The sequence below is a fragment of the Pseudobythopirellula maris genome (assembly GCF_007859945.1).
GTDB lineage: Bacteria > Planctomycetota > Planctomycetia > Pirellulales > Lacipirellulaceae > Pseudobythopirellula > Pseudobythopirellula maris.
The window spans coordinates 18,400-39,346 of sequence record NZ_SJPQ01000002.1 but is presented as its reverse complement, the minus strand read 5'-3'; the positions used below and the strand labels follow the sequence as shown (position 1 = coordinate 39,346).

Genomic DNA, 20,947 nt, shown 5'->3' with positions numbered 1-20,947 from the left:
GAGTCAAGCACCAAATGAGGACAAGGCGGGTGGCCCGCCGAGCGGCGGCCGGAGGCGCCGTCCGCCACGCCACGAATCAACCCGCGGCCATTTGTGTCAGCGCGGCAAAGGCCGCGGCGCCGAGCGCCACGAGTGTGGTGACAGCGAACGCGTCGCGCAACCCAAAACGCAAGCGCGGCGCAGGCCGGCGCAGCAGGGCCAGCAGCAACGGGGGGATGCAGAGGGACCAGTACGGCAATGTGATCACCCGCCCGTAGTAAACACGCCCGTCCCTGGTGGTATGGAGGTTCTTGCGTACGTTGAACGTAAACGGTTTGGGCGTACGCATGATTCCCCAGCCGCTGGCGGCGTCAACGTTTTGCCTATGGCGAGTCGCCTCGATGACATCCACACGCCACTTGAGCTTCTGCTGCGGCTTGCTCACGTCGCCGCAGTGCTCTTTGAGGTCCAGCAGCCCCCGCCACGAAGAAAGGACGCAGCTGTATTGCCCGCCGCGCAACTCGACGCTGGAACGTGCGGCGTAGCTGTGGATCCACAACACGGCTATCGCCACCGAGAGAGTCAGGGCGGCGTAAGACGCCACGATTCTTAGCCGCTCGAACATGGTTGTGCGACAAGCCTTGGGCGAGGGGGCATAGGGTTATGAAGAGGCCACGGCGTTGCAGCGACCTTGCCCACCCGATTCAGCGGCGGTTCTCGTCGCCCACCATGGTGATGATCGTCGCCCGAAAGGCCAGCAGAGCGAACAGGGCTGGGGTGTAGAGCAGGCACCATGGGCTGTAGTAGTAAGCGAGCGGCAGGCTCGTCGCGAGCACGCCGGCGATCAGCCAGCGGCAGTCGCGCACCTGACGGTAGAACTCTTGCATGAGAGGAGCTGCAGTAGAAAGAGAGTGACACACGCAACGCGGGGCGGAACCCTCTCCTAACCTTGTTGGGAGATTGAGAGGGAGCAACACCATTCGAGCGTATCCGCGGTCCGACTTCAAACGCCACACAAGCGGCGCCGGGCTCAGCCCTCGGTCGCGAAGCCGTGCTGCTCGCGGTGGTACGAGCCGTCGAACCGCTTGGTGGTCTTGAACAGCTCGTGGCGGCCGTCGCCGGCGGCCTCCTCGACCTTGGCCAACAGGGCCGACTGCTTTGCCGCGCCGAGCGGCTTGAAGCCGCGGCCGACCTCGAGCGCCTGGTCGAGCTCGGCCTCGCTCGTGATGCCGGTGACCACCGTGCTGACCGGCTGCGAGAGCGAGAATCGCAGGCAGTCCTTGGCCGAGATCAAGCCGGAGCGGACGATCTCGCCGCCCCCCAGGCTCTTCATGCCGATCACGCCGACGCCCTTTTCGTCGCACGCCGGCGCCACGTTGTGCAAGAAGCTGCGGAAGTAGTAATCGCAAACGTTGATCGGCATCTGCGCGCTGGCCCAAGGCTCGTCTTTGCCGAGCATCTTCAGGTGGATGCTGGGATCCTTGTGGCCGGTGAAGCCGATGTGACGGACCTTGCCCGCCTGCTTCGCCTCGCGCGCGGCGCGGATGGCGCCTTTGTCGAACACCCAGTCGGGGTCGTTGTCGTAGACCATCTCGTGGAACTGCCACAAGTCGATGTGGTCGGTCCGTAGCCGTTTGAGGCTCTCGTCGAGCTGACGCTTGGCCCCTTCGTAGTCGCGGTCGCAGACCTTGGTCATCAGGAACACCTGGTCGCGGCGGTCCTCGATCGCCTTGCCCATCACCTCTTCGCTGTAGCCCATGTGGTAGTCCCAGCAGTTGTCGAAGAACGTGAGGCCGTTCTCCGCTGCACGGTGCATCAGGCGAACGGCGGCCGGGTCGCCGTGCTGCTTGGCGGTCAGGCCGATATGGTAGCCCCCCAGCGAGAGGATCGAGACCTCGGCCCCGCTGCGACCCAGGGGACGCATGGGCAGGCCGCCGCCGTCGTCGCGCTGCTGGGCGTAAACCCGGTCGGCCAGAGCCAGCAAGGCGCTGGTCGCCAGGCCCCGCTTGAGGAATTCGCGGCGGTCAGCGGGCCGCTCGGCAGAGGCGGAATCGATGGGCTCGGTCACGGCGGCGCTCCTGGCTTGGGCGGTGATTTGACGCATTGCATGCTAGGGCTCGCGCATCGCCGGGGCAAACTATCGTTCTGCGACTCTGGCTAGCGGGGCGTCACTAACTCTTTGGGGCCACTGAATCGTGCGGGGGAGAACAGCGGTATTCCTGTGAGGATGGTGTAAGTGACTACTGGGTAAAGGTTTGCGTATATATTCAGCGCGACAAGGGTAGCGGGGGCAGCTGAGCAGCGAACCAGGCGGCGGTATCTCGAGAGTGGCCAGGACGAGTCGCGTGGCCAACGCCAATGGGAGGCCCCGTTAGGCTCCAATTCGCCTGTACTAAGCCGCCCTCCGATCCTTCCCGGATTACCACAGCGCGTTAGTTTCGCCCCGATCCGCAGCCGTTGGGGCGAAGCGGGAGGAGACGGGGCTAAAAACTCTCCCTCTGGCCGTTGACAGCCGATACGAAGGGCTCTAAGTTGGTCGATTCCCCGCTCGTCCCGAGTGTGGGTAAGGGCGGCCCCGGTCAGCCCGAGTAACGAGTGAGACGAAACGTTCGAGCTATTTGATAACTGGCCCCGCAGGCGTTTGGCCCTGCGGCCTATCGGAAGGGTCCCCGCGGGCGTAAGCCCCGGTTGAGCGACCGCCGGTGGGCACGAACCTCCGAGAGAGCATCAGCAGTGGCTTCGCAAGAAATTATTCGCATTCGGATGGAAGCCTACGATCACTCGGTGCTCGATCAGAGCGCCGCCGAGATCGTGGACACGGCCAAGCGGACCAACTCGATGGTTCACGGCCCGATCCCGCTGCCCACGCGGATTGAGAAGTACACCGTTTTGCGGGGCCCGCACGTCGACAAGAAGTCGCGTCAGCAGTTCGAGATCCGCACGCACAAGCGTCTGATCGACATCGTCCAGGCCACGGCCAAGACGATCGAGTCGCTCAACAAGCTGAGCCTGCCTGCGGGCGTCGATATCAAGATCAAGGCGACCGCCGGCTGATCTTGTTCCTAGGAGCGTTGGCCGCCCCGCTTCATGCGGCATGGCCGACGCGAGAATCAATCCAAGCAAATATGACCGGAAGCCTGGCTGGGTAAGCCGGGGCGGCCCCTCTCCCCGAGGGGCCAGCCGCGTGACTCCCCGCCGGCCAGACCGACCTCCACAGCACGAAAGCACTCTCATGGCCGCAGGGATCCTGGGTCGAAAAATCGGTATGACCCAAGTCTATAATGACTCGGGCGAAGTGGTGCCGGTGACCGTCATTGAGGCCGGTCCGTGCGACGTGCTGCAGGTGAAGACCGTCGACAGCGATGGTTACGAGTCGGTCCAACTCGGTTATCTCGACAAGCCTCGCCGGCTGGCGTCGCGCAGCGAGCGGGGCCATGTCGCCAAGCTCGACAGCAAGCGATCCAAGGGCCGTTCGGCCGCCGGTGTCGAGGCCCTCGCCAAGGCGGGCTGCGAGCCGAAGCGTTTCCTTCGCGAATTCAAGGGCCTCGAAGGCCTGGCCGTTGGCGACAAGGTGTCGGCCGACTCCTTCGCCGAGGTCGAGCGGGTCGACGTGACCGCCACGAGCAAGGGCCGCGGTTTCTCGGGCGTGATGAAGCGTCACAACTTCGCCGGCCAACGCGCCTCGCACGGCGTGAAGAAGTGCCACCGCCACGCCGGCGGCACCGGTTGCAGCGCCTACCCGAGCCGTCTGTTCAAGGGCATCCGCATGTCCGGCCAGTACGGCAACAAGAAGTGCACCGTGCGGAACCAGAAGCTCGTGCGTGTCGACGCCGAGAATAACCTGCTGCTGATCCGCGGCGCCGTGCCGGGACCCAACAGCGGTTACGTTGTCATCCGCACCACCAACAAGATGTAAGTCGCCTCGCTGTTTATGGGGTTGTCCGCCGCAGGCGGGCTGATTGCTGACAGCTGAAAGCTCACGAGCCATGCCGAAACTTACCGTTCACGACCGCAAGGGGAACAAGGTGGGGACCTACGCGGTCGAGCCCACCGACTTCGCCGCGAGCATCAACAAGCAGCTGCTGCACGACGCGGTGGTGATGTACCAAGCGAACGCGCGGCAGGGCACGCACAAGACCAAGACCCGCGCCGAGGTGGCCGCGGCTGGCAAGAAGATGTACCGCCAGAAGGGCACGGGCAACGCCCGCGCCGGTCACAAGCGGAGCGGCATCCGTCGTGGCGGTGGTCACATCCACGCCATCCGGCCACGCGACTACTCGTACTCGATGCCTCGCAAGGCGCTCCGTCTCGCCACCCGTATGGCCCTCGCCTCGAAGGTGCAGGACGACGAACTGGTGGTGATCGACGAGCTGGCCTTCGATGCCCCGAAGACCAAGGACATGGCCCACCTGCTGAAGGTGCTGGGCGTCGACGATTCGTCGCTACTGATCACCACCGAGGGTGTCGACACGAACGTGTACAAGAGCGCCAGGAACATCCAGCGGGTCGACGTGTCGCGCGCCTCGGACCTGAACGCCCTGTTGTTGCTGTCCGCCCGCCGGGTGCTGATCACCAAGGCGGCGCTCGACGCGCTGAAGTCGTCGGCCCAGGCCACGGGCGCCAAGACCGCCGCCGCCGAAGGCTGAGCGAAACCGAAACAAACGATTTGTAGAGCAACGATTGCAGAGCCATGGCCGCTAGCACATCAAAAACCGACGAAGCCCCCGCCGAGCCGAAGCTGAAGCTCGAGCCGCACCAGGTGCTGATCAAGCCGCTGGTGACCGAGAAGGGCGTGCATCGTTCGACCCGCTACAACGCTTACACGTTCGAGATCAGCCGGCTGGCCAACAAGGCCGACGTCCGCAACGCGGTCGAGAGCCTGTTCGACGTGAAGGTCGAGAAGGTCGCGATCCAGAACCGCAAGGGCAAGCTGCGTCGCTCTCGCTACCGGATGGGCCGCACGGCGGACTGGAAGAAGGCGATCGTCACGCTCAACGAAGAACACCGCATCGATTTCTTTTAGGGCTAGTTGTTAGTCGCCGGTTGCTAGTTTCGGCTGGCGGCGAGGTGGCGACTGAGGACTGAGAAACTAGCAACCAGCAACTAGCTACCAGCGACTTCACTATGGGCATCAGAAAATACAAGCCGACCAGCCCCGGGCGCCGCAACGCCTCGGTGAGCGATTTCGCCGAGCTGACGAAGGGCGCCAAGCCTGAGAAGAAGTTGTTGCGCCCGATCAAGAAGACCGGCGGCCGCAACAACCAGGGCAAGATCACCTGCCGACACCGCGGCGGTGGGCACAAGCGTCGCTACCGGCTGATCGACTTCCGTCGCAACAAGGACGGCATGGCCGCGACGGTCGACTCGATTCAATACGACCCGAACCGTTCGGCGCGGATCGCGCTGCTGGAGTACGAGGACGGCGAGCGTCGCTACATCATCGCCCCGGTCGGCCTGACCAAGGGTGACAAGGTGGTGAGCGGCGACACGGCCCCGGCCACGGTGGGCAATTGCCTGCCGCTGAGCAAGATCCCGCCCGCCACGGTGATCCACAACGTCGAGCTGCGGGCCGGCCGCGGCGGCGTGCTCTGCCGCAGCGCCGGCACGAGCGCCACGCTGATGGCCTGCGAGTCGGACTGGGCTCAGATCTCGCTGCCGAGCGGCGAAATTCGCCGCGTTCCGTCGGCCTGCCGTGCGACGGTGGGCTCGACCAGCAACCCCGACCACAGCATGGTGGTGCTGGGTAAGGCCGGTCGCAAGCGTTGGATGGGCCGTCGCCCGCACGTCCGTGGCACGGCGATGAACCCGATCGATCACCCGCACGGTGGTGGCGAGGGTCGCACGAAGGGTGGCCGTCACCCGGTCAGCCCCACCGGCAAGAGCGCCAAGGGCGGCATGACCCGCGAGCGTCGCAAGCCGTCGAACCAGGCGATCGTCCGCCGCCGCAAGTCGAAGCGTTACGGCGTCCAGAAACTAGTCAAGAAGTAGCTTTTAGCTGTTAGCCGTTAGCGATTAGCTAAGGGCACGAACAGCTAACGACTAACCGCTAACAGCTAACAGCTAAATTATGAGTCGCTCGCTTAAAAAAGGCCCTTACGTCGACGCGAAGCTCTACTTCAAGGTGGAGAAGCAAAACGACGCCGGCACGAAGAACCCGATCAACACGTGGGCCCGCGCCTGCACGATCATCCCCGAATTCGTTGGCCACACTTTCATGGTGCACAACGGAAAGCAGCACCTGAAGGTGTTTGTCACGGAGGACATGGTCGGGCACAAGCTGGGCGAGTTTTCGCCGACCCGCACGTTCCGCGGCCACGGCGGCAAGGGCAAGAGATAAGTATCAAGAGCGGTCGGCAGTCAGCCGTCAGCACTCAGCTGGCGGCGAGAAAGCTGATCGCTGAACGCTAACAGCTGACAGCTATTATGGCTTACAAAGCAACCCACAAGCACGCACGCATCAGCGCGACCAAGGTCCGCCCGATGGCGAACCTGATCCGCGGCAAGCGGGTGGACGAGGCGTTGGCGATCCTTCGCTTCCAGCCGAACCGCGGGGCGCGGATGTTGGAGAAGGTGCTGCAGAGCGCCTTCGCCAACGCCGAGGACCGCGGCGCCCCCAACCGGGCCGGCCTGAAGGTCGTCGAGGCGCGGGTCGACGGCGGGCCGATGTTCAAGCGGATGCGTCCGCGTGCCCGCGGCATGGCCCACGTGATCAAGAAGCGATTCGCCCACATCACGGTCGCCGTCGAATAGGCGCCCGTCGGGCCAGCGAACAGCGAAACCTACCGGCGGCCAAGCCGCACGCAAGAAAACAAGAGACTCCAGCCTTTAGGCCAACGCCATGGGACAAAAAGTCAACCCGATCGGTTTCCGCACCGGCATCTTCGTCGACTGGAAGAGCCGCTGGTACGCGTCGAAGAAGGAGTTCGGCGACCTGTTGGTCGAGGACAAGAAGATCCGGGACTACGTTAGCAAGAAGTTCAAGTCGGCCGGCGTTTGCAAGGTCGAGATCGAACGGACCCGCGACGAAGTCCGGGTGGTGGTGTTCGCCGCGAGGCCGGGCGTCATCATCGGCCGCAAGGGAACCCAGATCGAGCAGTTGCAGGACGAACTGCAGGGTCTCGTGGGTCGGCGGATCAACCTGAAGATCGAGGAAGTCGGCCGCCCCGAGCTGCAAGCTCACCTGGTGGCCGAAGACATCGCCGAGCAACTCGCCAAGCGGGCCGCCTTCCGGCGGACGATCAAGCGGGCGCTCGAGTCGACCATGGAAGCCGGCGCCAAGGGGATCAAGGTCCAGTTGGCTGGGCGGTTGGGCGGCGCCGAAATGGCGCGGCGTGAAAAGCAGATTGCCGGGTCGATCCCACTGAGCACGCTCAGGGCTAAGATCGACTACGGTTTTGTGGAAGCCAAGACGCCTCAGGGGCATATCGGCATCCAGGTATGGATCAATCAAGGCGAGTACGAGGACCAGAACGATGGCGCTGATGCCCAAGAGGGTCAAGCATCGAAAAAGCCAAAGAGGTCGTATAAAAGGTAACGCGACTCGTGGGAATCGCGTTATCTACGGTGAGTACGGCTTGCAGGCGGTCGAGGGCGGCTGGGTCAGCGCTCAAACCATCGAGGCGGGTCGTATCGCTGCACAGCAATACGTCCGTGGCGAGGGTCGGCTTTACATCCGCATTTTCCCAACCAAGTCGGTGACGTCTATCCCGCTCGAAACCCGCATGGGTAAGGGCAAGGGCGAGCCGGACTACTGGGCGGCGGTCGTGAAGCCGGGCACCGTGCTGTACGAGGTGTCAGGCATCACCGAGCAGGCGGCGAAGATCTGCTTCGCCCGTTTGGCTCACAAGATGCCTGTCCGTGTGCGGCTGGTGAAACGCGAGCTTGACTGAGACGAGCCGAGGCTCGAGGCGAAATACGTTCTCCGGTAGCCGGCCCTTGGCCAGGGCGCCGTTGAGAAGCACTTTGTTAACAACGCTTTACGACTTTAGACAACGCCATGGCCGACAGCCTGCAAGAACTCCGTGACATGAGCGATGAGCAGCTCGGGCTGACCATCAAGGAGGCGGCCGAGAACCTGTTTCGGCTCCGCGTCCAGGCGCAGACCGAGAAGCTCGACAGCCCGAGCGAGATCCGCCGCAACCGGCGGTTGATCGCCCGCGTGAAGACGATCCAGACGCAGCGTGCGATGGCCGCCGCGGCGAAGGCAGACAAGCAGACCGCCTAACCAGGCGACCCGTCGGTGCGACGGGGCCCAGAACCAATTTTGACGTCCGACGCTTACAGCGGCCGGTCGTCGCAACGGACAACGACCCAAAATGCCCAAGAAGCTACTCACCGGATTGGTCACGAGCGACAAGATGGACAAGAGCCGTCGCGTCGAAATCGATCGCAAGGTGAAGCACCCGAAGTACGGCAAGTACGTGCAGCGTCGCACGGTATGCCACGTGCATGACGAGCAGAACGAGTCGCACGAAGGCGACACGGTCGAGATCATCGAGTGCCCGCCCAAGTCGAAGCTCAAGCGTTGGGAGTTGGTCAAGGTGGTCGCCAAGAGCCAGGTGGTCGACATTGCCGCCCTTCGCGCCGCCCAGAAGGCGCAAGAGAAAGCCGACTCCGCCGCCCAGGGCGAAGAAGAGACGGCCCAGGGCTGAGCCAGACGAAACCGGGGCCCGACACGTGGCCTGAGAGAGATCAGAGACAAGTGGACACAACCGCCGGCCACCGGGCCGCGGCGGCAAAAAAGAAACAGCGTAAAGAGAAGGCCCCCTGAGGGGCCTAGCGAGACGAAGCCATGATCCAGATGCAGACACGTTTAGCGGTGGCCGACAACACGGGCGCCAAGGAAGTGATGTGCATCAAGGTGCTCGGCGGCAGCCGTCGCCGCTTCGCCGGACTGGGCGACGTGGTGATCTGCAGCGTCAAGAGCGTGATCCCCGGCAGCGAGGTGAAAAAGAAGGCCGTGATCCGCGGCGTGGTGGTGCGGGTCAAAGCCCCCACGCGTCGCAGCGACGGCAGCTACGTCCGTTTCGACTCGAACGCGTTGGTGCTCATCGACAAGGACAACAACCCGCGCGGCACGCGGATCTTCGGCGCCGTGGCTCGCGAACTCCGCGACCGCCGGTTCATGAAGATCGTCAGCCTCGCGAACGAGGTGGTTTGAGCGAGAGGGCTACCAGCCTACAGCAGGAGCAGCTCGCCAACCGCCCCCCAGACATCAGCCAATAGCAAACAGCCAGAATCCCATGCTGATCAAGACCGACGACACTGTGCAAGTCATCACCGGCGCCGACCGCGGCGTGCGTGGGCGTGTGCTGAAGGTAGACCTCGAGGCGGGCAAGGCGATCGTCGAGGGAGTCGCCAAGGTGTTCAAGCACGTCAAGCGGAGCCAGAAGCACCCGCAGGGCGGACGGCTCAGCCGCGAGATGCCTGTGCAGATGTCGAACCTACAGTTTTACTGCGAATCGTGCTCCAAGCCGACGAAGTTGGGAGCTCGCTTCACCGACGACGGCGCCAAGGAACGCTACTGCCGCAAGTGCGGCACGACCGTGGGCAAGATCGCCCCGGCCAAGAAGGCCTACGCCAAGAAGTGAGCCGGCCCCCCGGCTTCGACAGCCAACGCCGCTAAGCCAGCGCCGCGACCAACCAGCAGCCGCGACCGACCGACGGCCGCCCACCCAACAGCTTAGCCCGCCACGGGCGTCACGACCATGAATCCAAGACTCAAAGAACGATTCGAAAACGAGGTCTTGCCTCAGCTCACCGAGAAGCTGGGACGCAAGAACCGCCTTTCGCTGCCTCGGCTCGAGAAGATCGTGGTGAGCATGGGCGTCGGATCGGCGATTGGCGACAAGAAGCACATGGAAGAGGCGGTCGGCGCCTTGTCCGACATCACCGGCCAGAAGCCGGTCCGCTGCAAGGCCCGCAAGTCGGTGGCCGCCTTCCGGCTCCGCGAGGGGCAGGAGATCGGCGCCAAGGTGACCCTCCGTGGCGACCGGATGTACGAGTTCCTCGACCGGTTGATCTCGATCGTGCTGCCCCGTGTCCGCGACTTCCGCGGCGTGAAGCCGAAGGCGTTCGACGGCTCGGGCAACTACAGCCTGGGCCTGAGCGAGCAGCTCGTGTTCCCGGAGATCGACCCGGACCGCTACGTCCGTCAGCAGGGCCTGAACATCGCGATTTGCACGAAGGGCGCCACGAACGACGAGGCGCGTTTGCTCCTCGAGCTGTTCGGATTCCCCTTCGAGCGTCCGGCCGAGGCCGCCTGATCGGCGTCCGCCCAAAGATCCAACCCCCAAGTTATCCCTTTTAGGTAAGCAGAAGCCGTGGCGAGCAAATCGAAGATCGCGAAGGCCAATAAGAAGCCGAAGTACAGCAGCCGCGCCGAGAACCGGTGCAAGCTGTGCGGCCGGCCCCGATCGGTGTACCGCAAGTTCGGCATCTGCCGGATCTGCTTCCGCAGCTTGGCCGACAAGGGCCTGATCCCCGGCGTCCGCAAGTCGAGCTGGTGATTCGCGTCCGTGTGGCCGCCGCGGCTCGTAGAACCGAGCCGATTTAACAACCTTACAAGTCCCCCTCACGTTAATCCCGAACGACACCCCGTCCGGACTTACGTCGTCAGGAGTACCCGTCGCGATGATGACCGACCCGATCGCCGACATGCTTACCCGCATCCGCAACGCCGTCCGGGTGGAACACCCGAACGTGACGATGCCGGTGTCCAAGGTGAAGCGAGGCATGGCCGAAGTGCTGAAGCGCGAAGGCTACATCTGGGACTGGCGTGAAGAAGAGCACGAAGGGGAGACGAGCAAGCAGCTCCTGATCGACTTGAAGTACGGCCCCAACGGCGAGCGTGTGATCCAGCACATCAAGCGGGTGAGCACCCCCGGCCGGCGGATCTACGCCCAGGCCAAGCGACTGCGTCCGGTGCTCAACGGCTTGGGCATCTCGGTCATCAGCACGAACCGCGGCGTGGTGAGCGACCGCGAGGCGCGGCAACGCAACCTCGGCGGCGAAGTGCTCTGCGAACTGTGGTAACAAGAAGAGCGTTCAGCTGTCAGCTATCAGCCGTCAGCTTTGTGAAGTCTCGATAACAAACAACGTCCTAGCTGACAGCTGACAGCTGAACGCTGAAAGCTCCACTCCCATGTCCCGAATTGGAAAGAAGCCGGTCGCCATCCCCGACGGCGTGAAGGTGAACGTCGCCGGCGGCGAGGTGACGGTCGAGGGCAAGCTCGGCAAGCTGTCGTACTCGCACCGCCCCGAGGTGGTGATCAACGTCGACGAGAGCGCCAAGGAGCTCACCGTCACGCGCGAGGGCGACGACCGTCAAGACCGCGCCTACCACGGCCTGACGCGGGCGTTGCTCGCCAACATGATGGTCGGCGTGACCGAGGGTTACGAGAAGCGACTCGAGATCCAAGGCGTTGGTTACCTCGGCGCGATCTCGGGCGACACGTTGCAGCTGCGTGTTGGTTTCGCCAACGAGATCCACAAGAAGATCCCGGCCGAGCTCGACGTGAAGTGCCCGGACCAGACGCACATCGTGATCAAGGGCTCCGACAAGCAGAAGGTCGGCCAGTTCGCCGCCGAAGTCCGTGCGGTCCGCAAGCCCGAGCCTTACAAGGGCAAGGGGATCCGGTACGAGGGCGAGATGGTCCGTCGCAAGGCTGGCAAGACCGCCAAGTAAAACGGCTAGCCCCGCAAGCCGGCTCATCAGCCGCAACACGACCGCCACGCAATGGCCTAAGCGACACAACAACACACAACGGCCTACGCAACAAGACACGGCCAGGCCCACTCGGCTAGGAAGCTCGTTATGGAACACAGCAAAGCGATCAACAAGCAGCGCATCCGCCGGAGTTTCCGCGTGCGCAAGCGGCTCAAGGGAACGGCCGAGCGGCCGCGTCTCTCCGTCAACCGCAGCCACAAGAACATCAGTGTTCAGCTGATCGACGACGAAGCGGGCAAGACGCTCGCCTCGGTGTCGACGCTCGACAAGGCGCTGGGCGCCAAGTACGGCGGCAACGCCGACGCGGCCGTGACCGTTGGCAAGGCGATCGCCGAGAAGGCCCAGGCCGCCGGCGTGAAGCAGGTTTGCTTCGACCGCGGCCCGTACAAGTACCACGGCCGAGTGGCCGCCCTGGCCGAAGCCGCCCGCGAGGCCGGCCTGAGCTTCTGATTTACCTAGCGGTGTCGGGCGTTTCCCGCCGTCGCACGAACCATCCCACGAGCCGCTCGCGGCTCGATGCTAGCGGCCCCAGTGAGCAAGGCCGCACCGCACTCCCCCTCGAAGACCCGAAGGTTCCGTCGTGGCCAAGCACAACAGAAACAACGCCGAGAAGCAGCGTGGCGAGCTCTCCGAGAGCGTGGTGAAGATCAAGCGTTGCTCGGCCGTGGTGAAGGGCGGACGCCGCTTCAGCTTCGCCGCGATGGTCGTCGTGGGCGACAACAAGGGCAAGGCTGGCTGGGGCTACGGCAAGGCGAACGAAGTCCCGCCGAGCGTCGAGAAGGCCCGCAAAGAGGCCATGCGGAGCATGATCGAAGTGCCGCTGACCGAAGAGAAGTCGATCCCGCACAAGATCATCGGCGAGTACGGCGCCGCGAAGGTGGTGCTCGTCCCGGCCTCGGTCGGTACCGGCGTGATCGCCGGCAGCGCGGTCCGCTCGGTGTGCGAATCGGTCGGCATCCACAACATCCTGACGAAGAGCTTCGGCTCGAATAACCCGGTCCCGTTGGTCAAGGCGACGTTTGCGGCTCTCGCTCAGCTGCGTCCGAAGCAAGAGATCGAGCGGCTGCGAGGAGTGACCCTCTCATGATTCTGAACGACGTTAATCGCGGGATCCGCAAGAACAAGAAGCGCAAGCGGCTCGGCCGCGGCCCCGGTTCGGGGCAGGGCAAGACCGCAGGCCGGGGCCACAAGGGCCAGGGCTCGCGCGCCGGTCACTCGGTCAGCCCCGTGTTCGAGGGCGGCCGCACGCCGATCGTGATGAAAGTCCCCAAGCGGGGCTTCAACAACCGGTTCGGCGTCACCGTGGCCGTGGTGAACCTGGGCCAGATCGACGCCGCCTTCGAGGCGGGCGACGAGGTCACGCTCGAGGCTCTCGCCAAGAAGAACCTTTCGCGTGGCAAGTTCGACCTGCTGAAGATTCTGGGCGACGGCGAGCTCACCAAGAAGCTCAAGATCAGCGCCCACCGCTTCAGCAAATCGGCGGCCGAGAAGATCGAAAAGGCCGGCGCCGAGATGGTCGTTGTCGCCGGCAAGGTTCCGGTCGAAGACAAGAAGCGGGCCGCACGTGCGGCCAAGCGTGAGGCCAAATCGGCCGCCGCCAAGTGAGGAGACCGGCCCCGCCGGCGCTAAGCCGTGTTGCCAGCACGGGCTTTATGTCCGATATTGGCTTCTGCCTTCGACTTAAGCACCACGCTGTCGGGAAGCATGCCGCTTGATAATCTGTCGCCCCCCGTGGGCGACGGGCCAACCAACGGGATCTGCCTGCGGCGTGTTCTTCCCGGAGGCGGACCCTTCGGCCGTTAGAACCACCCAAGACCCACGACGCCAAGCCTCAGTCGCTGACACGCGCCGCTCCGGATGAGCCGGCTCGCCGAACCGGCAAACGGATCCCTCCATGCTCGAAAAGTTCCGCGTTGTTTGGCAGATCCCCGAGCTCCGCAGGAAGATCCTGCTGACGCTCCTGATGCTGGCGATCTATCGCATCGGCTTCCAGATCGGCTTGCCGATCGTCGACGCCGACAAGATCAGCGACTGGCAGGGCCAGTCGGGCGGCCTGAGCAGTATGCTCAAGCAGGCCGCCGTGCTGAGCGCCAGCAACCTGACGAACGTCACGATCTTCGGCTTGGGGATCGTGCCGTACATCTCGGCGTCGATCATCTTCCAGCTCCTTGGGAGCGTGATCCCGCAGCTCGAGGCCTTGCAGAAAGAGGGCGAGGCGGGCCGCAAGAAGATCAACGAGTACACGCGCTACGCCACCGTGGTGCTTTGTCTGTTCCAGAGCTGGTTCTTTATCGCCTCGTTCGCCGAGGGGCAGGACCTCGTGGCGGCCGAGTTTACGAATCCCGAGACAGGCAGCTTGCTGCTGAGTTGGAAGCTCGTGGCGGTGCTCACGATGACCGCCGGCACGGTGTTCCTCATGTGGCTCGGCGAGCAGATCGACGAGTACGGCATCGGCAACGGCATCAGCTTGCTGATCATGGCCGGCATCCTCGCCCAGATGCCCAGCGCCGGCTACCAGCTGCTGCAACGCGCCACCCTCACGCTGGGCGACAGCTCGTCGCTCGACCCGCCTCGGCTGTTGCTCTTGGCGGCGATGTTCGTCGCCGTGGTGGTCGGCACGGTGTTCATCACCCTCGGCCAGCGTCAGATCTCGATGCAGAGCGCCAAGCACATGCGTGGCCGCAAGACGGTTGGCGGCAACCGCAGCTACTTGCCGCTCAAGGTGAACCAGTCGGGCGTGATGCCGATCATCTTCGCCAGCAGCCTGCTGATGTTCCCGATGATGCTGTTCACGCAGCTCGGCGGCCAAGCGGCCGGCTGGGAAGACGGCCCGCTCAAGGCGGTCGTGCAAGGTTTGGGATCGGCTTTCAGCCGCGAAGCGTTCTTCTACAACATCACCTTCTTGGTGTTGATCTACTTCTTCTGCTACTTCTGGACCGCGATCACCTTCAACCCGAAGGACATGGCGGACAACCTGAAGAACTACGGGTCGTTCATCCCGGGCTACCGGCCGGGCAAACGGACCGCCGATTACTTGGAGAAGGTGATGTTCCGCATCACTTACGTCGGCGCCGGCTTCCTGGCGTTGATCGCGATCCTGCCGACGCTCGTGGCGACCTGGCTCAACGTCGATTGGAGCATCGCGATGTTCTACGGCGGCACGAGCCTGCTGATTGCGGTGAGCGTGGCGTTCGACCTAGTGCAGAAGATCGACAGCCATCTCGTGATGCGCAACTACAAGGGCCTGCTGGAGTAAGGCGCCCGCTGCGACGCGGAGTGGCGAGGGCGTTGTCGGCCGCCGCCGCGTCGATGACACCCCAGACGACGATCGCGGCGGCTCATGCGTATTGTGTTCATCGGACCGCCAGGGGCCGGCAAGGGGACGCAATCGTTGCGCGTCGCCAAGGACTTGGGCGTCACCCATCTCTCGACCGGCGAGGTGCTCCGCGAGTCTCGCGAACGCGGAGCCGTCATCGGCAAACGGGCCGCCGTGTATCTCGACGCCGGCAAGCTGGTGCCGGACGAGATCGTCATCGAGCTCGTGGCTTACAGGCTCGCCGAGAGCGACTGCAAGAGCGGCTACCTGTTCGACGGCTTCCCGAGGACCTTGGCCCAGGCAAAGTCGCTCGACGCGCTGCTGGCCCAGCAGGACGCGCCGCTGCACGCGGCGATCGAGTTCGTGATCCCCGAGGAGGAGTTGCTCGAGCGCCTCTCCAAGCGAGGACGCGAGGACGACACCAAAGAGAGGATCCGCGAGCGGCTCCGGCAGCACAGCGAGATCACCGTGCCGATGACCGAGTACTACGAGGAGCTGGGGATCTTGTACCGGATCGACGCGGTGGGGACCCCCGACGAGGTGTTTGCGCGGATCGGAGAGGCGCTAGCCGGGATCGACCAATCCTGACTCGGCTTGAATAGTCCTGACGGGGCTTGATCAGGCCTAACGGGGTTCGGTCAATCCTGACGGGGTTTGATGGGGCAAGACTAGGCTCGCTGGCCGGGCCCATTAGCGAGGCTCACGCGCCGCATTTGGAGACACCATCATGTTGCAACTCAAATCAGAACGCGAAATCGGGCTGATGCGCCGCGCGGGCTTGGCCGTCTGGCAGGCGCACCAAATCGCCGCCGAGATGGTCCGTCCCGGCGCCACGACCGCGCAGATCGACGCGGCATTTGCCGATTACTTCCGCGGGATCGGCGGGACGCCGCTGTTCCTCAACTACCCCAATCCCGAGGAGGGCAAACCCGCCTTCCCCGCCGTCACGTGCATGTCGCTCAACGAGGCGGTGGTGCACGGCATCCCCAACGACGAGCCGCTCGTCGAGGGCGACATCCTGAGCCTCGACACGGGCTGCCGACTGGGCGGCTGGTGCGGCGACGCGGCCAAGACCTATGCGGTGGGCAAGATCGCCCCCCCCGCCCAGCGGCTGCTAGACGCCACCCAGGGCGTGCTCGACCTGGCGATCGAGTTGATGGCCACCAAGACACGCTGGAGTCAGGTCGCCGGCGAGATGGCCAGCTACATCAAGGAACACGGGTTCAGCTCGGTCGAAGACTTCGTTGGTCACGGCATCGGCCGCGACATGCACGAAGACCCGCAGGTCCCCAATTTCATGAGCCGCGGCCTCCGTGGCCGGGGCGACTTCCGTATCGAGCAGGGCCTGGTGATCGCCGTCGAGCCGATGGTGAACATGGGGACCAAAGAGGTGGTGATCCTCGACGACGATTGGACCCAGGTCACCAGCGACGGCAAGCTCAGCGCCCACTTCGAGCACACGATCGCGATGACAAAAGAGGGCCCGCGTCGATTGACCGACGCCCCCACAGACGCCGAGCGGGAGCAGCACGCCGATATTTTGCTCGGCGCCGGGGTGACGGACCGCTCGACTGCGGGGTAGTTCAGGAGGATTAGGCGAAGCGGGGCGATTTCGTCCGCGAGCAGCGGATCGAGGCGTCTGAAACGGGGGGCCCAAATGGACTTACGGCCCCGGCCGACGCACGACGAAGAAACCGAATTTGGGGCCTGACCGCCCCAGGAAGCCGCCTCGAAGCCTGGGGATTTATAGAAACCGGGCGATTGGGCCTTGTGGACCGTGGAGGTCAACCCCTATATTTAGCGATTCTCGGCAGCTTGCCGGCGTGGACAAAGGGAAGAGCGATTCTTCCTGGGCCCAGTGGTCGGGGGCCGGTTGTCGTCGTTGAGCCGGACGCCCCAGCGATCACGCGTGGGCCGACCAATCATGGTTGACACGCAACGTCGACGAAACCGCGCGACGCCCCCTACCGCCGAAAAACGTCCAACGACGCCAGAGCCAAGCAATTCACACGACAGCGCCGGGCCCACCGCCCGAGCCCGAGATAGATAAAACAGGATACCGACCATGAAAGTTCGAGCCAGCGTCAAGCGCATTTGCGCCAAGTGCAAGGTGGTCCGCCGCCGCGGCGTGGTGTTCGTCGTGTGCGACAACCCGCGTCACAAGCAGCGTCAGGGCTGAGTCGCTCCGTCGCGGATGTTGTTGATCCGCGGCCGACACGCACCACGCCCCCGCCCGTCTTCCTCAAGAAGTCAATCGAAGTCAAACGAGGCCAGCCGCCTCGAACCCTCGGAGCTATCCCATGCCTCGCCTGCAAGGTGTTGACATCCCGACCGACCGCCCCACGGCGGTCTCGCTGACGTACCTGTACGGAGTCGGTCCGAAGACGGCTCGCGAGCTCTGCCTCAAGGCCGGTGTCGACCCGGTGGCCCGTGCCCGCGAGCTCACCGAGGACGAGGTCGCCCGCCTGGCCGCCTTGCTCGACAAGGACTACACGGTCGAGGGCCAGTTGCGTCGTCAGGTGACGCAGAACATCTCGCGTTTGCGCGACATCGCGTGCTACCGCGGCATCCGCCACCGGCGGGGCCTGCCGGTCCGCGGCCAGCGCACCAAGACCAACGCCCGCACCCGCAAGGGTCCGAAGAAGACCGTGGCCGGCAAGAAGGGCGTGAAGGACCTGCGCTGAGCAGCGCCCCTTCGCCCGTACCCGACCGACCGCGCAAGACACACGATACCAATCAAGCAGTCATCCCTTTACGGAGCCGCCGAACGTGGCCAAGACTACCGGCAAAAGCGACGCCCGTCGCCGCACGCGTCGCAACATCAACACGGGTGTCGCCTACGTCAAGGCGACGTTCAACAACACCACGGTAACGATCACCGACACCAAGGGCGACACGCTCTGTTGGGCGTCGGCCGGCACGAGCGGCTTCAAGGGAAGCCGCAAGAGCACGCCGTTCGCCGGTCAGTGCGCCGCGCAGCAGGCCGCCGAGAAGGCGAAGAAGTTCGGCCTGCGTGACGTGGACGTCAAGGTGAAGGGCCCGGGCAGCGGTCGCGAGAGCGCGATCACGGCGCTCGAGGCGGCCGGCCTGAAGGTCAAGTCGATCGAAGACATCACCCCGCTGCCGCACAACGGCTGCCGGCCCCGCAAGAAGCGTCGCGTGTGATCCTGCAGGAGCGGCGCCCGCCGGCACTCCGGTTGGCGCCCCCGACACCGACCCGTCTCTAACCCGACCCCCCCGAGCCGGCCCCACCCCCCAAGCCGGCCTCGCGATCTCATAACGGAGGCACACGATGCACATCCGATGGCGTGGACTCGAACTGCCCAGCATGGTCACGTGCGAGCAGGAGACGCTCTCCCCGACCTACGGCAAGTTCCTCGCCGAGCCGTTCCACCGCGGCTTCGGCACGACGGTTGGCAACGGCCTGCGTCGCATCCTGCTCTCGAGCCTCGAGGGCAGCGCCGTTACGCAGATCAAGATCCAGAACGCTCAGCACGAGTTCACCACGATCCCCGGCGTCTTGCAGGACGTGACGGACATCGTGCTGAACGTCAAGTCGCTGGTGGTCAAGAACCACTCCGACACGACCCGCGTGCTGCGCGTAGAGCGCAACACGGCCGGCGACATCTTGGCGAGCGACATCGAGACCGACGACTCGGTCGAGGTGATCAACGGCGACCACGTGATCGCCACCCTCACGGACGACGTGCCGTTCGTCATGGAGATGGTCATCGAGAACGGCCGCGGTTATGTCCCTTGCACCGAGCACAGCCAGAACGTGCAGGAGATCGGCATCATCCCGATCGACGCGATCTACAGCCCGGTCACCCGGGTGCGTTACGCGGTCGACGAGACGCGTGTCGGCCAGAAGACAAACTACGACAAGCTCACGCTCGAGATCTGGACCGACGGTTCGATCGGCCCCGAGATGGCCATGGTCGAGTCGGCCAAGATCCTCCGCAAGCACCTCAACCCGTTCGTGCAGTACTCCGAGCTCGGCCCGCAGGTCCGCTCGCCGGCCCGCACGCCGGCCGTCGCCTCGGGCGTCGATCCCGCGTTGGAGCAGAAGCTCTCGCTGTCGATCGCCGATCTAAAGCTCTCGGTCCGGGCGAGCAATTGCCTCGAGTCGGAGAACATGATGACCGTGCGCGACATCGTCAGCCGCACCGAAGACCAGCTGCTCGAGGTCCGCAACTTCGGTGAGACCACCCTGTCGGAGGTCCGCGAGAAGCTCCGCGACCTGAACCTACACCTCGGCATGCGGGTCACCCCGCCCGTGGGAGTCTGACGACGCGGTTGTTAGCGGTTAGCCGTTAACACTTTAAGTTGGACCAACTGAGTACATGAATGTTTGCACGGGGCGCAGCCCCGTTCAAAGCTAATAGCTAATTGCTAACCGCTAACGGCTGAACAATGAGACATCGCAGAAAAGGCCGCAAGCTCGGCCGCAACCCGAATCACCAACGGGCGTTGCTCCGCAACCTCGCCAGCGCGTTGATCCTCACGGAGCGCGACACCGAGGACTTGCGTTACCTGAAGCTCGAATCGGAGCCTAAGGTCAAGGGCCGCATCGTCACTACGATCCACAAGGCCAAGGAAGTCCGGCCGCTCGTGGAGAAGTGCGTGACGATCGCCAAGAAGGCCCTGGCCGCCGAAGACGCCGCCCGCGAGTACGAGGCCTCGGCCGATCGCGGCTCCGACGCCTGGAAGTCGTGGCGCGCAAGCGACCGCTGGCAGCAGTGGAGCCAGGCGATGGCCCCCTCCGTGACGGCCCGCCGCCGCTGCGTGCAGCTGCTCGGCGACAAGACGGCCGTGAGCGTTCTCTTCGAAGAGATCGCCCCGCGGTTCGTTGACCGCCCCGGCGGTTACACCCGCGTGCTCCGGTTGGCCAACCCGCGGTTGGGCGACGCCGGCACGCAGGCGATCCTCGAGTTCGTCGGCAAGAACGACCGCGTGGTGCAGAAGAGCGCCAAGCCGGCCTTCGACGCCCCGGAAGACGACTCCGCTGAGGAGGAAGAGGTCGCCGAGGCCCCGGCCGAAGAGACGGCCGAGACCGAAGCCGCCGAGGAGTCTTCGGCCGAGAAGAGCGAAAAGGAATAACCCGCGCTGCGACGCGCCGCGGTTTGCTAGTAACATCACGGGACGCCCTCGCATGGGGGCGTCCCGTTTTTTTGTTCGCAGCCGGTCTGAGCCGCCGACTCCCCTCGGCGGCTGCGGGCTTACTCCAAGGGCAAAGCTTTTCGTTGAACGGATTCGATTTCACCACCGCCGTGGCCGCCGTTTGCCGCGACATGACGCGCCGCGTGCCGGAGCTCGGTCACATCGACATGGACCGCGTGGCGGTCGGCTTCTGCCAGGCGCGTAAACGCGGCAAGTACGGCGTGCAGGCGACGCTCACGCCGATGCGGTTCGAGCGCGGCGCCGAGACCAAACGCGTTCGCGGCCGCACCTACGGTTGCTCGCGACTGTTCGATGCGCAGGGGCGAGAGCAGCTGTACCTGCTGAACTTCTACCTGCCGCGGTTCCAAGACGGCCCGCTCGAGGAGAAGCTCACCACGGTGGTGCACGAGCTGTGGCACATCTCGGCGGAGTTCGACGGCGACCTGCGACGCCACGCCGGCCGTTGCTACGCCCACGGCTCGTCGCAGAAGAAGTTCGACGAACACGCGGCGCGGCTTGCCCGCGAGTGGCTCGCCGCCGACCCGCCCCCGGGGCTGTGGGCGTTCCTCGAGCTGTCGTTCGACGACCTCGTGGCGGAGCACGGCACGGTGCGCGGCGCGCGCTACCGGGCGCCGAAGCTCGTGCGTCTCGACGCGGCGTGAACCGGGGTTCGGGTGAGATGTCGATAGAGAACGGAACCGCGCACGGAGTACGGGGATTGAGGGTCTGAGCCGCTTACTTCGTGCGCGGCTCAGGCTGCTCTT

Annotated in this window: 32 protein-coding genes; 29 read left to right on the top strand and 3 right to left on the bottom strand. The window is 64.5% G+C overall.

Annotated features, from left to right (window positions below):
* Window positions 1-76 precede the first annotated feature (76 nt).
* From Mal64_RS07905 to Mal64_RS07895, 3 genes are all read right to left on the bottom strand, one after another.
* The gene (locus Mal64_RS07905) at window positions 77-583 is read right to left on the bottom strand and encodes a hypothetical protein (protein ID WP_146398920.1); all 507 of its coding nucleotides are present in this window, start codon (window positions 581-583) and stop codon (window positions 77-79) included.
* A gap of 100 nt (window positions 584-683) precedes the next feature.
* Window positions 684-866 carry a hypothetical protein gene (locus tag Mal64_RS07900; protein ID WP_146398919.1) on the bottom strand — a complete coding sequence of 61 codons (183 nt, stop codon included), beginning with the start codon at window positions 864-866 and terminating at the stop codon, window positions 684-686.
* Window positions 867-1,009: 143 nt separating this feature from the next.
* Window positions 1,010-2,047 carry an aldo/keto reductase gene (locus tag Mal64_RS07895; protein WP_197525572.1) on the bottom strand — a complete coding sequence of 346 codons (1,038 nt, stop codon included), beginning with the start codon at window positions 2,045-2,047 and terminating at the stop codon, window positions 1,010-1,012.
* Window positions 2,048-2,712: 665 nt separating this feature from the next.
* Between Mal64_RS07895 and rpsJ the strand changes: the two genes are divergently transcribed.
* The 29 genes from rpsJ to Mal64_RS07750 all read left to right on the top strand — a co-directional run bounded on the left by rpsJ (window position 2,713) and on the right by Mal64_RS07750 (window position 20,845).
* Window positions 2,713-3,033 carry a 30S ribosomal protein S10 gene (gene rpsJ / locus Mal64_RS07890; RefSeq protein ID WP_261342186.1) on the top strand — a complete coding sequence of 107 codons (321 nt, stop codon included), beginning with the start codon at window positions 2,713-2,715 and terminating at the stop codon, window positions 3,031-3,033.
* A gap of 211 nt (window positions 3,034-3,244) precedes the next feature.
* Complete coding sequence (gene rplC, locus Mal64_RS07885) at window positions 3,245-3,895, top strand: 50S ribosomal protein L3 (protein ID WP_231993630.1); 651 nt, start codon at window positions 3,245-3,247, stop codon at window positions 3,893-3,895.
* Window positions 3,896-3,965: 70 nt separating this feature from the next.
* Window positions 3,966-4,625 (top strand): 50S ribosomal protein L4, encoded by a 660-nt coding sequence (rplD, locus tag Mal64_RS07880; RefSeq protein WP_146398911.1) that lies wholly within the window; start codon window positions 3,966-3,968, stop codon window positions 4,623-4,625.
* Window positions 4,626-4,669: 44 nt separating this feature from the next.
* On the top strand, window positions 4,670-5,002 hold the full coding sequence (gene rplW, locus Mal64_RS07875; RefSeq protein WP_146398909.1) for a 50S ribosomal protein L23: 333 nt from the start codon (window positions 4,670-4,672) through the stop codon (window positions 5,000-5,002).
* A gap of 101 nt (window positions 5,003-5,103) precedes the next feature.
* The gene (gene rplB, locus Mal64_RS07870) at window positions 5,104-5,967 is read left to right on the top strand and encodes a 50S ribosomal protein L2 (RefSeq protein ID WP_146398907.1); all 864 of its coding nucleotides are present in this window, start codon (window positions 5,104-5,106) and stop codon (window positions 5,965-5,967) included.
* Window positions 5,968-6,046: 79 nt separating this feature from the next.
* Complete coding sequence (gene rpsS / locus Mal64_RS07865; protein ID WP_146398905.1) at window positions 6,047-6,316, top strand: 30S ribosomal protein S19; 270 nt, start codon at window positions 6,047-6,049, stop codon at window positions 6,314-6,316.
* 86 nt (window positions 6,317-6,402) lie between these two features.
* On the top strand, window positions 6,403-6,729 hold the full coding sequence (gene rplV, locus Mal64_RS07860) for a 50S ribosomal protein L22 (protein ID WP_146398903.1): 327 nt from the start codon (window positions 6,403-6,405) through the stop codon (window positions 6,727-6,729).
* A gap of 88 nt (window positions 6,730-6,817) precedes the next feature.
* Entirely contained in the window at window positions 6,818-7,513 is a 696-nt protein-coding gene (gene rpsC / locus Mal64_RS07855; RefSeq protein WP_146398901.1) for a 30S ribosomal protein S3, read from the top strand.
* The gene (rplP, locus tag Mal64_RS07850) at window positions 7,452-7,868 is read left to right on the top strand and encodes a 50S ribosomal protein L16 (RefSeq protein WP_146398899.1); all 417 of its coding nucleotides are present in this window, start codon (window positions 7,452-7,454) and stop codon (window positions 7,866-7,868) included. Before rpsC ends, rplP begins: the two co-directional genes overlap by 62 nt.
* A gap of 107 nt (window positions 7,869-7,975) precedes the next feature.
* Entirely contained in the window at window positions 7,976-8,203 is a 228-nt protein-coding gene (rpmC, locus tag Mal64_RS07845) for a 50S ribosomal protein L29 (protein ID WP_146398886.1), read from the top strand.
* Between the two features lie 91 nt (window positions 8,204-8,294).
* Window positions 8,295-8,630 (top strand): 30S ribosomal protein S17, encoded by a 336-nt coding sequence (gene rpsQ / locus Mal64_RS07840; RefSeq protein WP_146398884.1) that lies wholly within the window; start codon window positions 8,295-8,297, stop codon window positions 8,628-8,630.
* A gap of 140 nt (window positions 8,631-8,770) precedes the next feature.
* The gene (gene rplN / locus Mal64_RS07835) at window positions 8,771-9,139 is read left to right on the top strand and encodes a 50S ribosomal protein L14 (RefSeq protein ID WP_146398882.1); all 369 of its coding nucleotides are present in this window, start codon (window positions 8,771-8,773) and stop codon (window positions 9,137-9,139) included.
* An 82-nt stretch (window positions 9,140-9,221) separates the two neighbouring features.
* The gene (gene rplX, locus Mal64_RS07830; RefSeq protein ID WP_146398880.1) at window positions 9,222-9,569 is read left to right on the top strand and encodes a 50S ribosomal protein L24; all 348 of its coding nucleotides are present in this window, start codon (window positions 9,222-9,224) and stop codon (window positions 9,567-9,569) included.
* A 117-nt stretch (window positions 9,570-9,686) separates the two neighbouring features.
* Window positions 9,687-10,244, top strand: coding sequence for a 50S ribosomal protein L5 (gene rplE, locus Mal64_RS07825; protein ID WP_146398878.1), 558 nt, complete (start codon window positions 9,687-9,689; stop codon window positions 10,242-10,244).
* A gap of 57 nt (window positions 10,245-10,301) precedes the next feature.
* Window positions 10,302-10,487: a type Z 30S ribosomal protein S14 gene (locus tag Mal64_RS07820; protein WP_146398875.1), complete on the top strand. Its 186-nt coding sequence runs from the start codon at window positions 10,302-10,304 to the stop codon at window positions 10,485-10,487.
* A gap of 124 nt (window positions 10,488-10,611) precedes the next feature.
* On the top strand, window positions 10,612-11,013 hold the full coding sequence (gene rpsH, locus Mal64_RS07815; RefSeq protein ID WP_146398873.1) for a 30S ribosomal protein S8: 402 nt from the start codon (window positions 10,612-10,614) through the stop codon (window positions 11,011-11,013).
* A 109-nt stretch (window positions 11,014-11,122) separates the two neighbouring features.
* Window positions 11,123-11,665, top strand: coding sequence for a 50S ribosomal protein L6 (gene rplF, locus Mal64_RS07810; RefSeq protein ID WP_146398872.1), 543 nt, complete (start codon window positions 11,123-11,125; stop codon window positions 11,663-11,665).
* A gap of 129 nt (window positions 11,666-11,794) precedes the next feature.
* Window positions 11,795-12,157 carry a 50S ribosomal protein L18 gene (rplR, locus tag Mal64_RS07805; RefSeq protein WP_146398870.1) on the top strand — a complete coding sequence of 121 codons (363 nt, stop codon included), beginning with the start codon at window positions 11,795-11,797 and terminating at the stop codon, window positions 12,155-12,157.
* A 130-nt stretch (window positions 12,158-12,287) separates the two neighbouring features.
* On the top strand, window positions 12,288-12,794 hold the full coding sequence (gene rpsE, locus Mal64_RS07800) for a 30S ribosomal protein S5 (protein ID WP_146398868.1): 507 nt from the start codon (window positions 12,288-12,290) through the stop codon (window positions 12,792-12,794).
* A complete protein-coding gene (gene rplO, locus Mal64_RS07795; protein ID WP_146398866.1) occupies window positions 12,791-13,312 on the top strand; it encodes a 50S ribosomal protein L15 in 522 nt (173 codons plus the stop codon). The genes rpsE and rplO overlap by 4 nt, the downstream gene beginning before the upstream one ends.
* Window positions 13,313-13,601: 289 nt before the next feature.
* Window positions 13,602-14,963, top strand: a complete 1,362-nt coding sequence (gene secY, locus Mal64_RS07790) for a preprotein translocase subunit SecY (RefSeq protein ID WP_146398864.1) — start codon at window positions 13,602-13,604, stop codon at window positions 14,961-14,963.
* A gap of 84 nt (window positions 14,964-15,047) precedes the next feature.
* Complete coding sequence (locus Mal64_RS07785; RefSeq protein WP_146398862.1) at window positions 15,048-15,611, top strand: adenylate kinase; 564 nt, start codon at window positions 15,048-15,050, stop codon at window positions 15,609-15,611.
* A gap of 139 nt (window positions 15,612-15,750) precedes the next feature.
* Window positions 15,751-16,605 (top strand): type I methionyl aminopeptidase, encoded by an 855-nt coding sequence (map, locus tag Mal64_RS07780; protein WP_146398860.1) that lies wholly within the window; start codon window positions 15,751-15,753, stop codon window positions 16,603-16,605.
* A gap of 483 nt (window positions 16,606-17,088) precedes the next feature.
* Window positions 17,089-17,202 carry a 50S ribosomal protein L36 gene (gene rpmJ / locus Mal64_RS07775; RefSeq protein ID WP_146398858.1) on the top strand — a complete coding sequence of 38 codons (114 nt, stop codon included), beginning with the start codon at window positions 17,089-17,091 and terminating at the stop codon, window positions 17,200-17,202.
* A gap of 121 nt (window positions 17,203-17,323) precedes the next feature.
* Complete coding sequence (rpsM, locus tag Mal64_RS07770; protein ID WP_146398856.1) at window positions 17,324-17,707, top strand: 30S ribosomal protein S13; 384 nt, start codon at window positions 17,324-17,326, stop codon at window positions 17,705-17,707.
* An 85-nt stretch (window positions 17,708-17,792) separates the two neighbouring features.
* The gene (gene rpsK, locus Mal64_RS07765) at window positions 17,793-18,188 is read left to right on the top strand and encodes a 30S ribosomal protein S11 (RefSeq protein WP_146398854.1); all 396 of its coding nucleotides are present in this window, start codon (window positions 17,793-17,795) and stop codon (window positions 18,186-18,188) included.
* A 127-nt stretch (window positions 18,189-18,315) separates the two neighbouring features.
* The gene (locus Mal64_RS07760) at window positions 18,316-19,311 is read left to right on the top strand and encodes a DNA-directed RNA polymerase subunit alpha (protein WP_146398852.1); all 996 of its coding nucleotides are present in this window, start codon (window positions 18,316-18,318) and stop codon (window positions 19,309-19,311) included.
* Between the two features lie 125 nt (window positions 19,312-19,436).
* Window positions 19,437-20,123, top strand: coding sequence for a bL17 family ribosomal protein (locus Mal64_RS07755; RefSeq protein ID WP_146398850.1), 687 nt, complete (start codon window positions 19,437-19,439; stop codon window positions 20,121-20,123).
* 143 nt (window positions 20,124-20,266) lie between these two features.
* Window positions 20,267-20,845: a putative metallopeptidase gene (locus Mal64_RS07750; RefSeq protein WP_197525571.1), complete on the top strand. Its 579-nt coding sequence runs from the start codon at window positions 20,267-20,269 to the stop codon at window positions 20,843-20,845.
* Window positions 20,846-20,947 lie beyond the last annotated feature (102 nt).